A 14,586-nucleotide genomic window follows, 5' to 3' on the forward strand; every position below is an offset into this window, starting at 1 on the left:
CCCTCGCCGGTGTCAGCCGATCGTCACTTCGGCGCGACCGTCACCCACTTGAAGAACATGCGGTTGTCGGCCAACTGCACGACGTGCACCTTCTTCGTCATGCCCCAGGCCAGCGCCTGCTGGTGCAGCGGGATGTGGCCGACGTCGTCGGCATGCACCTTGAAGGCCTCGCGGATCAGCTCGTTGCGCTTGCCCTCGTCGAGCTCGCTCTGGATGCGGTTGGTCAGGTCGTCGAGCTTGGGGTTGCTGTAGCTGCCGAGGTTGAACTGGCCCTGGCCGGCCGCGGTGGGCGTGGCCATCAGGTTGTACAGCGCGTCGTGCGAGTCGGTGGTCGACGGCGTCCAGCCCAGCAGGTAGAAGCTGGTGTCGCGGCGCAGGATCTTCGGGAAGTAGGTGGCCTTGGATTCGACCTGCAGGTTGATCTTGACGCCGATGCGCGCCAGGCTGGCCGCCACCGCCTGGCAGATCGGCCCGTCGTTGACGTAGCGGTCGTTCGGGCAGTTCAGCGCCACCTCGAAGCCCTGCGGGTAGCCGGCCTCGGCCAGCAGCTTCTTCGCCGCCTCGGTGTCGTACGGCAGGCGCTTGTTCATGTCGGGCGCGAAGCCGCGCACGCCGGGGCCGACCATCAGCGCGGTGGGCAGCGCGGCATTGCGCATCACGCGCGAGCGGATGGCCTCGATGTCGATGGCCTGGTAGAAGGCCTGGCGCACCCGCTTGTCCTTGAACGGGTTCTTGCCCTTGACGTTGGAGAACAGCAGCTCGTCGCGCTTCTGGTCCATGCCGAGGAAGATGGTGCGCAGCTCGGGGCCCTGCAGCACCACGAAGCCGCCGCTCTTGAGCTTGTCCACGTCCTGGATGGGCACCGGCTCCATCAGGTCGATCTCGCCGGACAGCAGCGCGGCGACGCGGGTGGCGTCGTTGCCGATCGGGGTGAACACCACCTCGTCGACGTTGCTCTCGATCTTGTCCCAGTAGTTCGGGTTGCGCGACAGCACCGTGCGCGTGCCGGGCTGGCGCTCGCGCAGGCGGAACGGGCCGGTGCCGTTGGCCTTGAAGCTGGCCAGGTTCTCGATGCCCTTGCGGCGGTCGACCGGCTTCTCGGCCTTGTTCTCCTCGCACCACTTCTTGCTGAGGATGTACACCGTGGTCAGCGCCTCGGGCAGGATCGGGTTCGGCGCGCTGGTCTCGAGCTCGACGGTGAGGTCGTCGATCTTGCGCACTTCCTTGATGCTGGAGATGGCCGCCTTCAGGTCCGAGCCCTCGCCGGCGGCGCGCTTGAAGCTGAACACCACGTCGTCGGCGGTGAAGGGCGTGCCGTCGTGGAACTTGACGTTCGGCCGCAGGCTGAAGCGCCAGACGTTCGGCGTGGTGCGGCGCCAGCTCTTGGCCAGCAGCGGCACGATGCCCATGTCCTTGCCGCGGCCGGTGAGGCCTTCGTAGAACGAGGCGGTGAAGCTCAGCTGCAGCGTCTCGTTCAGCGAATGCGGGTCCATCGACACGGCATCGCCCACATTGGCCACGCGCAGCGTGACGGCCTGCGACAGCGTGCCCAGGCTCAGCAGCGCGGCAGCGGCCAGCAGGCTGGCCAGTTTGCGGATCTTCAACATCGGGTGACTCTCCTAGACAGGCGCCGATTGTGGCGCGCGGATCACCAGGCGCCGACGTTCGGCATCGAAACCCAGGGTTCCTCCGGAGGCCTGGCGCCGCCTGCCTGCAACAGCTCGATCGAGATGTTGTCCGGCGAGCGCACGAAGGCCATGCGGCCGTCGCGCGGCGGGCGGCTGATCGTCACGCCGTGGTCCATCAGCCGGCGGCAGGTGGCGTAGATGTCGTCCACCGCATAGGCCACATGGCCGAAGTTGCGGCCGCCGGTGTAGACCTCGGGATCCCAGTTGAAGGTGAGCTCGATCTGCGCGCTGCTGTCGCCCGGCGCGGCCAGGAAGGCCAGCGTGTAGCGGCCTTGCGGCACTTCCTTCTGCGAGATCACCTCCAGGCCCAGGGCATCGCGGTAGAAGCGCAGCGAGGCTTCGAGGTCGGTGACGCGCACCATCGTGTGCAGGTATTTCATGGTCGGCTTTCCGGTGAGGAGGGCGGGAAGCCCGCGATCTTGCCGCGAATCCGACAGCCCTCTCCACCCCGGGGCTGGATGCGGCGCCCTGCCGCGGTGGCTAGCATGCGTGCCTTTGCCCGCGCCGATGACCGCTGCCCCACCCCGCCTGCTGACGCTGGCCTGGCCGATGTTCGCCGAGCTGCTGCTGGGCATTGCCGTCGGCCTGATCGGCACCCTGCTGGCCGCGCGGCTGTCCGACGCCGCGGGCGGCGCCTTCGCGCTGGCCAACCACCTGGCCGCGATGCTGTTCCTGCTGTTCCGCACCATCGGCGCCGGCATCAGCGTGGTGGTGACGCAGAACCTGGGCGGCGGCCGGCGCGACCGCGCCGACGCCGTGGCCCGCGCGACGCTGGGCGCGAGCACCTGGATCGGCGGCGCCACCGCGCTGCTGGCGCTGGCCGGCGCCGGCCCGCTGCTGCGGCTGATGAACACGCCGGCCGAGGTGCTGCCGCTGGCGCAACCCTTCCTGATGGCGCTGGCGCCGGCGCTGATGCTCGACGCCTTCAACGCCTCGATGTCCAGCGTGATGCGCGCCCACCTGCGCACCCGCGACACGCTGGCGATGATCGTCGTGATGCAGGTGGTGCACCTGCTGCTGGTGCTGCCGGCCATGCGCTGGCTCGGGCTGCCCGGCTACGCGCTGGCGCTGGCCGCGAGCCGCACGCTGGGCCTGGCGCTGCACGTCCTGCTGTGGCGCACGCGGCTGGGCCTGCGCCCGCAGGCGCACGACTGGGTGCGGCTGCCGCGCCGGGAACTCGGCGCGGTGCTGCACATCGGCCTGCCGGCGGCGGCCGAGAACATGGGCTGGCGCGCGGCCTTCATGGTCAGCGTGGCGGTGGTGGCGCAGCTGGGCGCGCAGGCGCTGGCCACGCATGCCTACGTGATGCAGCTGATCTACAACATGCTGCTGTTCGGCCTGGCCACCGGGCTGGCGGCCGAGATCGTGATCGGCCACCAGATCGGCGCCGGCCACCTGCATGCCGCGCACAAGCTGGTGCGCCGCGCGATGGCCTGGGGCCTGGCGATGAGCTTCAGCGCCGCGCTGATCGGCGCGCTGGCCGGGCCCTGGCTGCTGAAGATGTTCACGCACGACCCGGCGATCCTGGCCGCCGGCGCCACGCTGCTGTGGCTGACCGTCGCGCTCGAACCCGGCCGCACCTTCAACCTGGTGGTGATCAATGCCCTGCGGGCCGCTGGCGATGCGCGTTATCCGGTGATGGCCGGCGCCGCGTCGATGCTGGTCGTGCTGGCCGGCGGCAGCTGGTTCTTCGGCCTGCACCTGGGCTGGGGCCTGCCCGGCGTGTGGCTGGCCTACATCGCCGACGAGTGGATCCGCGGCCTGCTGATGTGGCGCCGCTGGGCGCGGCACGACTGGGTGCCGTATGCGCGCGCCACGCACCGGCGCATGCACCGGCAGCACAGCGGCGCGTTCACGGCCTGAGCGCCTGGGCCCGTCAGCGTCTGGGCACGTGGGCGCCGGGGCGGCAGCACCGCGGCCTCACCTCACCGACAGGCTCAGCTGGGCCTGTGGCGTCCAGCCGGCTTCGTCGGGCCCGGGTTCGTGCAGCTTCGGGGCTGCCAGGAACAGGCGTTCGCTGGGCAGGCCGGCGGCGATCAGCGCATCGCGCACGGCCAGGCCGCGCTGCAGCGCCAGCTCGCGCAGGGTCTCGTCGGTCACCGGCACGTGGCGGCGCAGCATCGCCTCCATCTCCGGGGCGGGCAGGTCCTTCAGCAGGCCGAAGGCATTGCGCGGCTTGTCCGGCAGCTCGGTCTGCCGGTACAGCGCCTTCAGCAGCCGGGCCCGGTCGTCCGCCGTCATCACCACCGGCGCACTGGCCGGCGCACCGGCGCGCAGGGCCTCGCGGCGACGCTCGGCGGTCAGCCGGGCCTCGATGGCGGCCCGCTGGGTGGCATCGCGCTCGGCGGCCATGTCGGCCAGGCCGGTGACCGACATCTTCAGCGCCGGGCGGTCGTTCAGCGCCTTGGCGACCTGGGCGATGGCATTGGCGCCCGACGCGGCCAGCAGCGCGGTGCCGGGCTGGAACTCGACCCGGCTCAGGTCCGGCCCGCCGCCGCCGGTGAGCAGCGCGAACGGCGCGGTCAGCGCCTTCGCGATCAGGTTGACGGCAGGTTGATGTCGATCACGCCGTGGCGGTCCTTCAGCAGCGCCACCGCCAGCAGCACCGGCAGCTTGGTGGCGCTGGGCGACTCGACGCGCTCGCCGAAGGTGAGCTGGTTCAGCACCAGCTGGTTGCGCGCCTGCAGCCGGCCGTCGGGCTCGATCTTGTAGGCCACGTCCAGGCTCAGCTTGCCGCGCTCGATGGCATAGCCCGCGTACTTCGCGGCATAGGTCGACAGCGGCGCCAGCTCCAGGTCCGTGGCCCGCGCCTGGATGTCCAGCGCCGGCGGCTGCACCGTGGGGTTGAGCTGGCCGCGGATGTCCAGCAGCGCGGTGCCGGCCGCGCGGCCGCGCAGCTGCAGCGCGGCCATGTCGCGCGAGCCGGAGCTCAGCGGCCCCAGCGTGCCGTTGAGCTCGGTCAGCGCGGCGCTGTAGTTCGGGCGCACGAAGTGGTCGCTGAAATCGATGCGGCCGTTGTTCAGCGTGGTGCCGCCGATGCGGATGTCCAGCGGCAGGCCCGCCGCAGCGGCCGGCGCGGGCGCGCTCGCGGCGGGAGCGGGGGCGGGAGCGGAGGCGGCAGGGGACGTGGAAGCGGCGGCGGCGGAGGCCGCGCCGGCCGGGGCCGAGGCCCGCACATCCTGCAGGTTGAAGTGGCCCTGCTCGGTGACTTCCAGGCGGGCGTAGAAGTCCGTCAGGGCGGCCGCACCCACCTCGAGCTGCGGCCGCGCTCCGGGCGTCATCGTGAAGCTCAGGCGTTCCAGCGCCAGCGACTGCCAGCTCAGCAGTTCGTCGGCCCCGGTGGCCAGCGCGGCCGGGTTGTCCGGGTCGGGCAGGGTGGTGGTGTGCACGTCGCCCAGCAGCACGTCGCCGGCGGCGCGGACGGCCCAGCCGCCGGGCTGCTCGCGCAGCGAGAAGCGGCCGCTGTAGCCGGCCTCGGCCCGCACCAGGCGCAGCGGCAGCTGGCCTTCAAAGTAAGCGGCCATGGCCTGCAGCGGCAGGCGCACGAGGCGCAGCGTGCCGCCGGCCTGCAGCGGCCGGTGGCCGGCCTCGCCGCGCCAGGCGATGGTGCCCGCCACCGGCGACGGCTCGCGCGCCGTCGCCGGCCGGGCGACGCGGGCGTCGAGCTGGACCTTGGCGGGCGGCATCGCCTGGTCGCCGTGCCAGGCCAGGTCCTGCACGCCCAGGCGCAGCTGCTGCACCTCGAGCCGCAGCGGCCGCTCGCGCCGCACGAAGCCGTCGGCCAGCTGCAGGCGCCCGCCATCGAGCTGCAGCTGGCGCAGCTGCACGCGCCAGGGCGGCGCCGCGGGGCCGCCGTGCGCGCCGGCCGCGGCAGGCGACGGCGGTGCCGGGCGCAGCCACTGCAGCACGTTGAACCCGCCCTGCGCGTCGCGCACCAGCTGCAGGCTGGGCTGGTGGAGCCGGACGCTGCCGAGCACCGCCGTGCGCGCGGCCAGATCGATCTGCAGCTCGGCCAGCGCCAGCTGCTTCAGTGCCGCGCCATCGGGTTCGCCGCGCCGGCGGCCGGGCTGCACGCGCAGGCCGTCCAGCGTGGCCTGGTCGATCACCAGCTGCAGGCGCGGCGCCTGGGCATCGGACGACCAGGCCAGCTGCGCCTGCGCCGCCAGCCGGCCTTCGACCCGCGGCAGCACGGCCTGCGCCAGGTACGGCGCCAGCGCCGGCAAGGCCAGCTCGGAGAGCTGCAGCTTCAGCGCGGCGTCGTGGTCGCTGAGCGTGCCCTCCAGCGCCAGCTGGCCCGCCACCGCCCCCGGAGCTGCGTCCGGGGCAGCACCTGGGGCCGTGCCCGACCGCCCGCCGCTGCGCAGCGTGGCGGCCAGCGACAGCGGCACCGGCCGCGGCGCGGGCCACTGCAGCGCGCGGGCGTCGAGGCGCAGCGCGTCGAGCTGCAGGTCCGCCGCCGGGGTCACCGAGGCGTCGTGCCACGCCACCTGGGCATCGGCGAGCTGCAGGCCGTCGAGGCTGATCTGCCAGGGCGCCGGCCCCGCGGGCGCCGCACGCGGCGATGAAGCCGGGGCCGAAGCCGATGCCGCCGTGGCCGCCGGCCCCTCGGCGCTCGTGGCCAGCGCCGGCAGCACGAGCCGGCCCGCGGCGTCGCGCGCCAGCGGCAGCCGGGCGCCATCGACCCGCAGCGTGTCGAAGGCCAGCCGGCGCGCCAGCGGCTGCAGCTCGCGCAGGCCCAGGCGCAGCTGCTGCCAGGCCAGCAGCGGCCGGCCGTCGGGATGGGTCAGACCCACGTCGCGGGCCGCCACCCAACCACGCAGCAGCACCTGGGGCGCGGCCCCGGCAGGGCGCGTGAACTCCAGTGCCAGGTCGGCCGAGACACTGCCGCGCGCCACACGCAAGGGCAGCGTCTGCGGTAGGTAGGCGCGGTAGGGGCCGAGATCCAGGTCGGACACCGCCAGCTTCAGCACCGCGTGCTGCGTCGGGGCAAAGGGCGTGGCCTGCGCGCCGCTGTCGAAGGCGGCGCCGTTGAGCCGGAAGGCCAGGTGCGGCGCCACCGTCACCTGCACCTGGGCCGGCCGGTTCGACAGGAAGGGCAGCGCCAGATGCAGCGCCTCGACCCGGTGGATGCGCTGCACGGGCCGGTCGTCGAACAGCAGCTGGCCGTCGCGCAGCTGCACGTTGTACAGCGCGAAGTGCGTCGGCTCGGCGGACGACGGCGTGCCGGGTCCGGCCAGCCGTTCGAGCAGGTCGTCGATGTCGTAGCGGCCCTCGGCCAGCCGCGCCACGCGCAGGCGCGGTGCGTCGATGTCCAGTGACTCGACCACCGGCTCGCCCTTGAACAGCGGCCAGAAGGCCAGGTTGAGTCGCACGCGGGCCACCTGCAGCGGCGGCTCGGCAGGCGGGGCCGCAGGCGCGGCCGCGGCGGGCCCCAGCGCCAGCCGCTGCAGCGTCAGTTCCAGGCGCCAGGGCGCGAACTGGACCTCGCCCACGCTCAGGCTGCGGCCCAGCAGCGCCGAGCTGCGGGACTGCAGCTGCCACTTCAGCAGCGGTGGCACGCCCAGCCAGGCGGCCAGCCACAGCAGCAGCAGCACGCCCGCCGCGACTGCGCCGCGCCGGGCCCACTTCACCGGGGGCCTCCGCACGCGGGCCGGCCCCGACGGGGCCCGGCACGCCGACCGGGCCAGGCACGACCGCGCCGGACCGCAGGCGTGGCGGTGTCGCTAGCGCAAGGCCTTGCCGGCCAGGCGCACGATGTCGTCGAGTGCATTGCCATCGCCGTTGAGGTCGAGCATCGACGCCAGCCCGCCCGCGGCGCCCGCCGGGGCCCCGGCGCCGGTCTGGCCGCCGAGCAGCCCGCCGAGCAAGCCCCCCAGACCGCCCAGCGCACCACCGGCCCCCTGCGGCGCCGCGGCGGCCTCGCCGCCATGCTGCTTGGCCAGGAAGCCGGTCACCGCCATCGCCAGCATCGGCAGCATCTGCTTCAGCACCGACGGGTCCAGGCCCGACTGCGAGGCCGCGTTCTGCGCCACCGCGCGGCTCACGTCCTTGGAGCCGAAGATCTGGCCCAGCACCTCGTTGCCCTGGCCCAGGTCGGTGGGCTGCGGGGACAGCACGCTGTCGAGCAGGCCGCCGCCGCCCAGCTGCCCGAGCAGCCCGCCCAGCCCCGCCACACCGCCGGGCTGGCCCTGCACCTGCTTCTTGAGGCCACCGAGGATGGCGGGCACCAGCGCCTGCGCGCCGCTGGCCGCCTGCGCCTCGTCGATGCCCAGTTCGCGCGCCATCGACTGCAGGCCGCCCGACTGGGCCAGGATGTCCATGATCTGCATCGCGGTCCTCCGGGCGGTCTCAGCTCAACAATTCCTGCGGCACGTTGCCGCCATTGGCGGCAATGCGTGCGAGCACGGTCTTGTGCAGCCACATGTTCATCTGCGCCGAATCGGCCATCAGGTTCGCCGGGCAGCCCAGCTCGGTGGCCAGTTCCTTGCGGGCGCCGAAGCTGCTGTCGATGTCCAGCAGCTTGAGCAGGTCGACGATGGAGGTGCGCCAGTTCAACTTCTGCGGATTGGCCTGTGCGCGCTGTTCGAGCTGGGCCACCACATCGACCAGCGCGATCGCCTGGGGCGCCGCCGGTGCGGCAGCGGCCGCCGGTGCGGCGGCATCCGCGGGCGCGGCCGGCGCGGCCGGGGCGGCCTCCGCACTGCCGATGCCGAGTTTCTCGAGGATCTTGCTGAAGAATCCCATGACACGCTCCCCAAATGGAAAAGGTTGGACGTGACGCGCACGCCGGCCGGACCAGCGTGCCCATGTGCAGCGCTCGCCCGGGCCCATGCTAAGGGTGATTCGTGACAGGGTCGATCCCGCAACGGGCCGCGCCCTGAGGCAGCGCAAGGCGGGCCGCCGCGGCGCCCGGCCGCGTCAGGTCGGATGGTTCGACGGAACGTTGAACACCTGGCGCAGGTAGGCCAGGAAGGTCTGGTCGTCGCAGAGGATCTTGCCCGGGCTGTCCGACAGCTTGGCCACCGGCTGGCCGTTGCAGTGGGTCAGCTTCATCACGATGTGCAGCGTGTGCAGGCCGACATCGTTGGTGAGGTTGGTGCCGATGCCGAAGCCCAGCTGCACGCGATCCGCGAAATGGCGGTACAGCTCGAAGGCCTTGGGCAGCGTGAGGCTGTCGCTGAAGACCAGGCGCTTGGTGCTGGCGTCGATGCGCAGCTTGGCGTAATGCGCCAGCGCCTTCTCGCCCCAGGCCCGGGGGTCGCCGGAGTCGTGGCGCAGGCCGTCGAAGAGCTTGGCGAAGTACAGGTCGAAGTCGGCCAGGAAAGCGTCCATGCCGACCACGTCGGTCAGCGCCACGCCGAGGTCGCCGCGGTACTCCTGCACCCAGGACTCGAGCGCCGCGCGCTGGAAGTCGCGCAGCCGCACGCCCAGCGCCTGGTAGGTCTGCAGGTACTCGTGTGCCATGGTGCCGATGGGCACCAGGCCGAGGTCGCGCGCCAGCAGCACGTTGGAGGTGCCCTTGAAGTACTCCGGCACCTCGCGCTGCAGCGTGGCCACCACCTCGCGCTGCCAGGCGCCGCTGAAGCGCCGCCGCACCCCGAAGTCGAAGAACTCGAACGGGTGCCGGCGCGCCGGCTCCTGGCCGAAGTCGCGCAGCAGCTGCACCTTGTCGGCCAGGCGGCGGCGGCCTTCGGCGATGGCCCGGGTGGCGTCGAAGCGGCGGAAATACAGCTCGTTGACGATGGCCAGCACGTGGATCTCGAAGGCCATCACGTGCACCTGCGGGCCGCGGGCCACGATCTCGAGCACGCCGTCGTGGTTGCGCACCTCGATGAAGTCGCGCTGGAACTGGAAGATGCGCAGGAAGTCGACGAAGTCGCTCTTGATGAAGCGCAGGCCGCGCAGGTAGGCCAGCTCGTCGGGCTGGAAGCGCAGGCTGCACAGGTGGTCGAGCTGCTCGTTGATCTCGGGGATCAGGTCGGTCAGCGGGTAGGTGCCGGCGTTGCGGCACACGAACACGTACTCGGCCTGCGTGGCCGGGTGCCGATGCAGCATGGCCTGCCACATCGTGAACTTGTAGAGGTCGGTTTCGAGCAGGCTGCGCAGCACGGGTTGCATGGGGCGTGGGGCCGGCCGAGGGCCCGGAAGGTCAGCGTGGCAGCCGGTGGTCCAGTATAGGATCCGCCCCGATGCGGACGAACCCGAACCCGTCTGGCCTGACGCGGCGCCAGGTGGCGCAGGCGCTGGCCAGCCTGGCCCTGCCGGCGGGGGCCGTGGCGACCGGTCAGGGCCTCCCCGCGCCCGGCCAGGACGCGGCGCTGCAGACGCTGGCCGATCGGGCCGGGCAGGACGGCAGCAACACGCACGCGGTGCTGGTGGAGCGCGGGGGCCGTCTGCTGGCCGCCAGCTACTTCACCGGCCGCGACAAGCCGGTGGGCCACTGGTTCTCGCGCGAGACGCGCTTCACGCCGGACACGCTGCACGACCTGCGCTCGATCAGCAAGAGCGTCACCGGCCTGCTGTTCGGCATCGCGCAAGGCCGTGGGCTGATCGGCCCGCTGGACCAGCCGGTGCTGGGCTTCTTCCCCGAGCATGCGGCGCTGGCCACGCCCGAGCGGCGGGCGCTGACGCTGCAGCATCTGCTGACGATGAGCCCGGGCTTCGCGTGGGACGAGACCAGCGTCGCCTACGGCCACGGCGACAACAGCGAGGAGCAGATGCTGCGCGCGGCCGACCCGGTGCGGCATGTGCTGTCGCTGCCGATGGTGCAGCCACCGGGCAGCCGCTTCGTCTACTGCGGCGGCACCACGCAGCTGCTGGCCGAGATCATCGAGCGCCGCAGCGGCCGGCGGCTGGCCGAGTTCGCACGCGAGGCGCTGTTCGCCCCGCTGGGCATCGAGCCCTTCGAGTGGCGCGAGGGCTGGCACGACAAGGCGATGGCCTTTGCCGGCCTGCGCCTGCGGCCGGCCGACCTGCTGAAGCTGGGCCGGCTGATGCTCGAGGGCGGCCGCTGGCAGGGCCGCAGCGTGGTGCCCACCGACTGGGTGACGGCCTCGCAGCGCGCCCAGCTGCCGGCCAGCGACGGCTGGGACTACGGCTACCAGTGGTGGGTGGCGCGGGCCGACGCGCCGGGCGCCGAGCAGCGCCTGGGCAGCGGCGTCGCCGGCTTTGCCGGCATCGGCAACGGCGGCCAGCGGCTGATCGGCGTGCCGGCGCTGGACCTGGTGCTGGTGGTCAACGCCGGCCGCTACAACCAGCCGGCCAACGGCCGCGCCTCGATGGTGCTGGCGCGGGCCCTGATCCAGCAGCTGGCGGGCGCGCGCCCCTAAGGCCTGAAAGGCGCGGCCATCCGAGCCCGGCGGCCCGCGACGGCGCCCCCCAGCAGCGCCAGCGCGACCAGTGCCAGCGAGCCCGGCTCGGGCACCGCGGCGGTGTTCAGCGTCAGGCTGAAGTCGTCGGACAGCGCCGACATCGACACCAGGTCGGCGGCCCCGTTGCCGCTGATGAACAGCCGTGCCGCGAAGCCGAAGTGCATCAGCCCGCCGCCGAAGTCGGGGTTGACCGTGGTGTCGATCGCGCCGGTGGCCCAGTCGACCAGGCCGAAGCTCGCCTGCGTCAGGCCGAGGGCGTCGATCGTCGTCAGTGCCGGCAGCGCCACCGGCGCCACCGGCGCCGAAACCGACATGAAGTACTGGCCGCCCTGCTCGATGAGCGCCCGGCCGGTCAGCGTGATGCCGGGCTGGTCCACGCCGTTGACCGTGATCGCGGCGCCGCGGGCGACGGAGAAGTCGATCGAGGTGATCGCGCCCGCGCTGCCGGGGTCCCAGCTGAACCCGCCGTACAGGTAGCCGGCCATGAAGGCATAGCCCGTCTGGCCGCTCAACGGGCCGGCGCTGGTCTGCAGCTGGCCGCCCGCGGTGGTGATGGTGCTGAGCGTGACGCCGGGGCTGGTGTAGGCCGGGGTGGCGCTGAACAGCGCGGTGTTCATGCTGGTGTCGGAAAAGACGACGGCGGCCTGGGTGATGCCGGTGGCGACCAGGCCGGTGGCGGCCAGGCCGGCGGCGACGAGCAGCCGGCCGAAGGTGCGGGGAAGCGGACGCATGGCAGTGGAACTCCCGGGGTTGAGGGTGCAGGCCGCGGCGTGCAACACGCATGCCCCTGCCGGCACCGCCAGGGCTGCGGCCACCACCGCGCACCGGGGCCGGCGGCCGCAGGTGACGGGCAGGTGACACGGGGCTGCGGGCAGTGCCGCTTTGTGCCATGCTGTCAAGGCCGTCGACACCTTCACCGCCCGAAGCGATGCCCGCCCACGCCGACGACGAACCGCCCTCGCCCGCGCTGGTGCAGGCCGAGCTGGACCGCATCGCCGCCAGCGACACCTTTGCCCGCAGCGCGCGCCACGTGCGCTTCCTGCGTTATCTGGTCGAGGCCACGCAGGCCGGCCGCAGCGCCGCGCTGCGCGAGAAGGCGATCGCGGTGGCCGTGATGCTGCGCGATGGGGCGCGCTTCGACCCGCGTGCCGACAGCATCGTGCGCGTCGAGGCGCGCCGCCTGCGCGCGAAGCTGGCGGCCTACTACGCCGACGAGGGGCTGGACGCGCGGCTGGAGTTCCGCATCCCGACGCGCAGCTTTCGGGTCGAGGTGCTGCGCCGCCGTCTCGACCCGGCCACGCGGCCGCGCGCGTCGGTGGCGGTGTTCGACCTGGTCGCCGAAGACGCCGCGCTGGCGCCAGCGGCACGGCTGGCCACGGCCGACCTGGCCGACTGGCTGGTGCGGCTGAACGGCCTGCGCGTGGTGCGCGCCGGCGTCGCGCCGGACGGCGAGGCCGCGCGGCGCCAGGCCGCGCGCCGCCTGGGCACGGCCTGCCTGCTGCACGGCAGCCTGGCCGGCAGCCCGCCCCGGCTGGAACTGGCGCTGCAGCGCGCCGAAGACACGGCGCTGCTGTGGTCGCGCCACCAGCCCTGGGAGACCGGCGCCGACGCCCTGCTGCCGCTGGCCAAGAGCCTGGTCGCCGAACTGCACCGCGAAGCCGCCGGCCGACGGCTGCAGCGCATCGGCCCGGCGGCAGCCCTGCGGACCCGCGCGGCACCGGCCGGGGCCGCATTGCGCGACCCCATGGCGCTGGCACGCATTGCGCTGCTGTCGCACAACGCCGAGGGCACCGCGAAGGCGGTGGCACTGATGCACGAGGCGGTGGAGCTGGACGCCACCCACGCGCCGGCCCAGGCCCTGCTGGCCGAAGCCCTGCTGGCGCAGGCGATGCTGACCGCGGTGCCGTCACGGCCGGCGCTCGAAGGCGCCCGCGCCGCGGCCGAGCGCGCGCTCGAACTCGACCCGGACTGCGCTTCGGCGCACGGCGTGCTGGCCATGATCCGCTTCCAGGTCGACCGCGACTGGCCGCGCGCCGAGGCACGCCTGCTGGCCGCGCTGCGCTGCGCACCGGGGCTGGCGCCCTCGCATGCACGCTACGGCTGGGCACTGATGATGAACCGCCGCTTCGCCGAGGCGCGCGCCGCCTACCTCGAGGCGCGCGAGCTGGACCCGACCAGCGTGCAGTACCGCAGCCACGAGGCGCTGATCTCGATCTACGAACGCGACTGGCCCAGCGCGGCCGCCGCGCTGGATGCGGTGCTGGACGTGGCGCCCGGCGACCTGGTCGCGCTGGCGCTGCGCGCGGCGCTGTGCCTCTATGCGGGCGAGCTCGACGCCGGCCGGGATCGCTACCGGGCGCTGCAGGAACGCTGGCCGCGGCTGTCGATCGGCCTGTGCGGGCTGGCGCAGGCGCTGGCGCTGGCAGGACAGGAGGCAGCGGCACGCGAGCACCTGGCCGCGCTGCAGGCGATGGCACGCGAGACCTGGGTCTCGCCCTACCAGCTGGCGATGGTGCACACGCGGCTGGGCGAACGCCCCGCGGCGCTGGCCGAACTGGAGCGCAGCGCAGCGCTGGCCGACGGCAACTTCGTCTGCGTGGCGGTCGACCCGGCGTTCGACGCCCTGCGGCCCGACCCCGCGTACGGCGCGCTGCTGCGCCGCCACGGCTTCGCGCACCTGGCCTGAGCGGCAGCGCGGCGGCGGCGCCGCCCGCGCCGCTCAGAGCGTGAAGTCGTAGTCGATGACCAGCGGCGCGTGGTCGGAGAAGCGCTGCTCGAGGTAGATGTGCTCGCGCCGCGCCTTGGCGGCGATGCCGGGCGTGGCCAGGTGGTAGTCCAGCCGCCAGCCGACGTTCTTGGCCCAGGCCTGGCCGCGGTTGCTCCACCAGGTGTATTGCTCGGGGTGCGGGTTCAGCGTGCGGAACACGTCGACCAGGCCGGCCTCCTCGAGCAGCCGCGTCATCCACGCGCGCTCCTCGGGCAGGAAGCCGGAGTTCTTCTGGTTGCCCTTCCAGTTCTTCAGGTCGATTTCCTTGTGCGCGATGTTCACGTCGCCGACCAGGATGAACTCGCGCCCCTCGGCCTTCAGCGCCACCAGGTGGGGGTAGACCACGTCGAGGAAGCGGAACTTCGCGGCCTGGCGCTCCTCGCCCGAGGAGCCGCTGGGGAAGTAGCAGCTGATGATGCTGAGGCGGCGGCGCGCGTTGTCGAAGCGGGCCTCGACGTAGCGACCCTCGGCGTCGAACTCGGCGTGGCCCAGGCCGACGATCACCTCGCTGGGCTTCTTGCGCGCATACAGGCCGACCCCCGAGTAGCCCTTCTTCTCGGCGAAATGGAAGTGCCCCTGCATGCCGGCCAGCACCTCGAAGCGGCCGGCCACGTCGGCCGCCTGGGCCTTGACCTCCTGCACCCCCATACAATCGGCGCCCACTGTTTCGGCCCAGGCGAGCAGGCCCTTGTTGGCAGCGGAGCGGATGCCGTTCAGATTCAGCGTGACCAGACGGAAAGGCAAAGTGACCTCGACGGGT

The 14,586-nt window shown here is 73.0% G+C and carries 13 protein-coding genes; 4 read left to right on the forward strand and 9 right to left on the reverse strand.

The genetic code is table 11. The annotated features are described in order from the left end of the window. Positions 1–23: 23 nt before the first annotated feature. Together ACILR4_RS03820 and ACILR4_RS03825 are read right to left on the reverse strand one after the other, a co-directional pair. Positions 24–1,607: an ABC transporter substrate-binding protein gene (locus ACILR4_RS03820; RefSeq protein ID WP_395699499.1), complete on the reverse strand. Its 1,584-nt coding sequence runs from the start codon at positions 1,605–1,607 to the stop codon at positions 24–26. 41 nt (positions 1,608–1,648) lie between these two features. Further along, on the reverse strand, positions 1,649–2,068 hold the full coding sequence (locus tag ACILR4_RS03825; RefSeq protein ID WP_395699500.1) for a VOC family protein: 420 nt from the start codon (positions 2,066–2,068) through the stop codon (positions 1,649–1,651). 127 nt (positions 2,069–2,195) lie between these two features. Here ACILR4_RS03825 and ACILR4_RS03830 point away from each other — a divergent pair, with 127 nt between their 5' ends. Further along, positions 2,196–3,551, forward strand: a complete 1,356-nt coding sequence (locus ACILR4_RS03830; RefSeq protein WP_395699501.1) for an MATE family efflux transporter — start codon at positions 2,196–2,198, stop codon at positions 3,549–3,551. Between the two features lie 57 nt (positions 3,552–3,608). On the opposite strand, the gene ACILR4_RS03835 is transcribed toward ACILR4_RS03830, so the two are convergent. Next, entirely contained in the window at positions 3,609–4,064 is a 456-nt protein-coding gene (locus ACILR4_RS03835; RefSeq protein WP_395699502.1) for a hypothetical protein, read from the reverse strand. Between ACILR4_RS03835 and ACILR4_RS03840 the strand changes: the two genes are divergently transcribed. Further along, positions 4,054–4,245 (forward strand): hypothetical protein, encoded by a 192-nt coding sequence (locus tag ACILR4_RS03840; RefSeq protein WP_395699503.1) that lies wholly within the window; start codon positions 4,054–4,056, stop codon positions 4,243–4,245. The genes ACILR4_RS03835 and ACILR4_RS03840 overlap by 11 nt on opposite strands. On the opposite strand, the gene ACILR4_RS03845 is transcribed toward ACILR4_RS03840, so the two are convergent. From ACILR4_RS03845 to pncB, 4 genes are all read right to left on the reverse strand, one after another. Next, complete coding sequence (locus tag ACILR4_RS03845; protein WP_395699504.1) at positions 4,226–7,318, reverse strand: DUF748 domain-containing protein; 3,093 nt, start codon at positions 7,316–7,318, stop codon at positions 4,226–4,228. The two genes, ACILR4_RS03840 and ACILR4_RS03845, sit on opposite strands and share 20 nt — an antisense overlap. A 93-nt stretch (positions 7,319–7,411) precedes the next feature. Further along, the gene (locus tag ACILR4_RS03850) at positions 7,412–8,017 is read right to left on the reverse strand and encodes a DUF937 domain-containing protein (RefSeq protein WP_395699505.1); all 606 of its coding nucleotides are present in this window, start codon (positions 8,015–8,017) and stop codon (positions 7,412–7,414) included. Between the two features lie 19 nt (positions 8,018–8,036). After that, positions 8,037–8,432, reverse strand: a complete 396-nt coding sequence (locus ACILR4_RS03855) for a DUF3597 domain-containing protein (protein WP_395699506.1) — start codon at positions 8,430–8,432, stop codon at positions 8,037–8,039. Positions 8,433–8,606: 174 nt separating this feature from the next. Beyond that, a complete protein-coding gene (gene pncB / locus ACILR4_RS03860; RefSeq protein ID WP_395699507.1) occupies positions 8,607–9,806 on the reverse strand; it encodes a nicotinate phosphoribosyltransferase in 1,200 nt (399 codons plus the stop codon). Between the two features lie 71 nt (positions 9,807–9,877). On the opposite strand from pncB, the gene ACILR4_RS03865 reads away from it, so the two are divergent. Continuing rightward, positions 9,878–11,017 (forward strand): serine hydrolase domain-containing protein, encoded by a 1,140-nt coding sequence (locus ACILR4_RS03865; protein ID WP_395699508.1) that lies wholly within the window; start codon positions 9,878–9,880, stop codon positions 11,015–11,017. Here the strand turns inward: ACILR4_RS03865 and ACILR4_RS03870 are convergent. Next, positions 11,014–11,790 carry a PEP-CTERM sorting domain-containing protein gene (locus ACILR4_RS03870; RefSeq protein ID WP_395699509.1) on the reverse strand — a complete coding sequence of 259 codons (777 nt, stop codon included), beginning with the start codon at positions 11,788–11,790 and terminating at the stop codon, positions 11,014–11,016. The two genes, ACILR4_RS03865 and ACILR4_RS03870, sit on opposite strands and share 4 nt — an antisense overlap. A 197-nt stretch (positions 11,791–11,987) precedes the next feature. Between ACILR4_RS03870 and ACILR4_RS03875 the strand changes: the two genes are divergently transcribed. After that, positions 11,988–13,745, forward strand: coding sequence for a tetratricopeptide repeat protein (locus ACILR4_RS03875; RefSeq protein ID WP_395699510.1), 1,758 nt, complete (start codon positions 11,988–11,990; stop codon positions 13,743–13,745). Between the two features lie 33 nt (positions 13,746–13,778). Here ACILR4_RS03875 and ACILR4_RS03880 read toward each other — a convergent pair whose 3' ends face one another. Next, entirely contained in the window at positions 13,779–14,570 is a 792-nt protein-coding gene (locus tag ACILR4_RS03880; protein ID WP_395699511.1) for an exodeoxyribonuclease III, read from the reverse strand. Positions 14,571–14,586 lie beyond the last annotated feature (16 nt).

Source organism: Aquabacterium sp. (genome assembly GCF_044226965.1).
Taxonomy (GTDB): domain Bacteria; phylum Pseudomonadota; class Gammaproteobacteria; order Burkholderiales; family Burkholderiaceae_C; genus Pseudaquabacterium.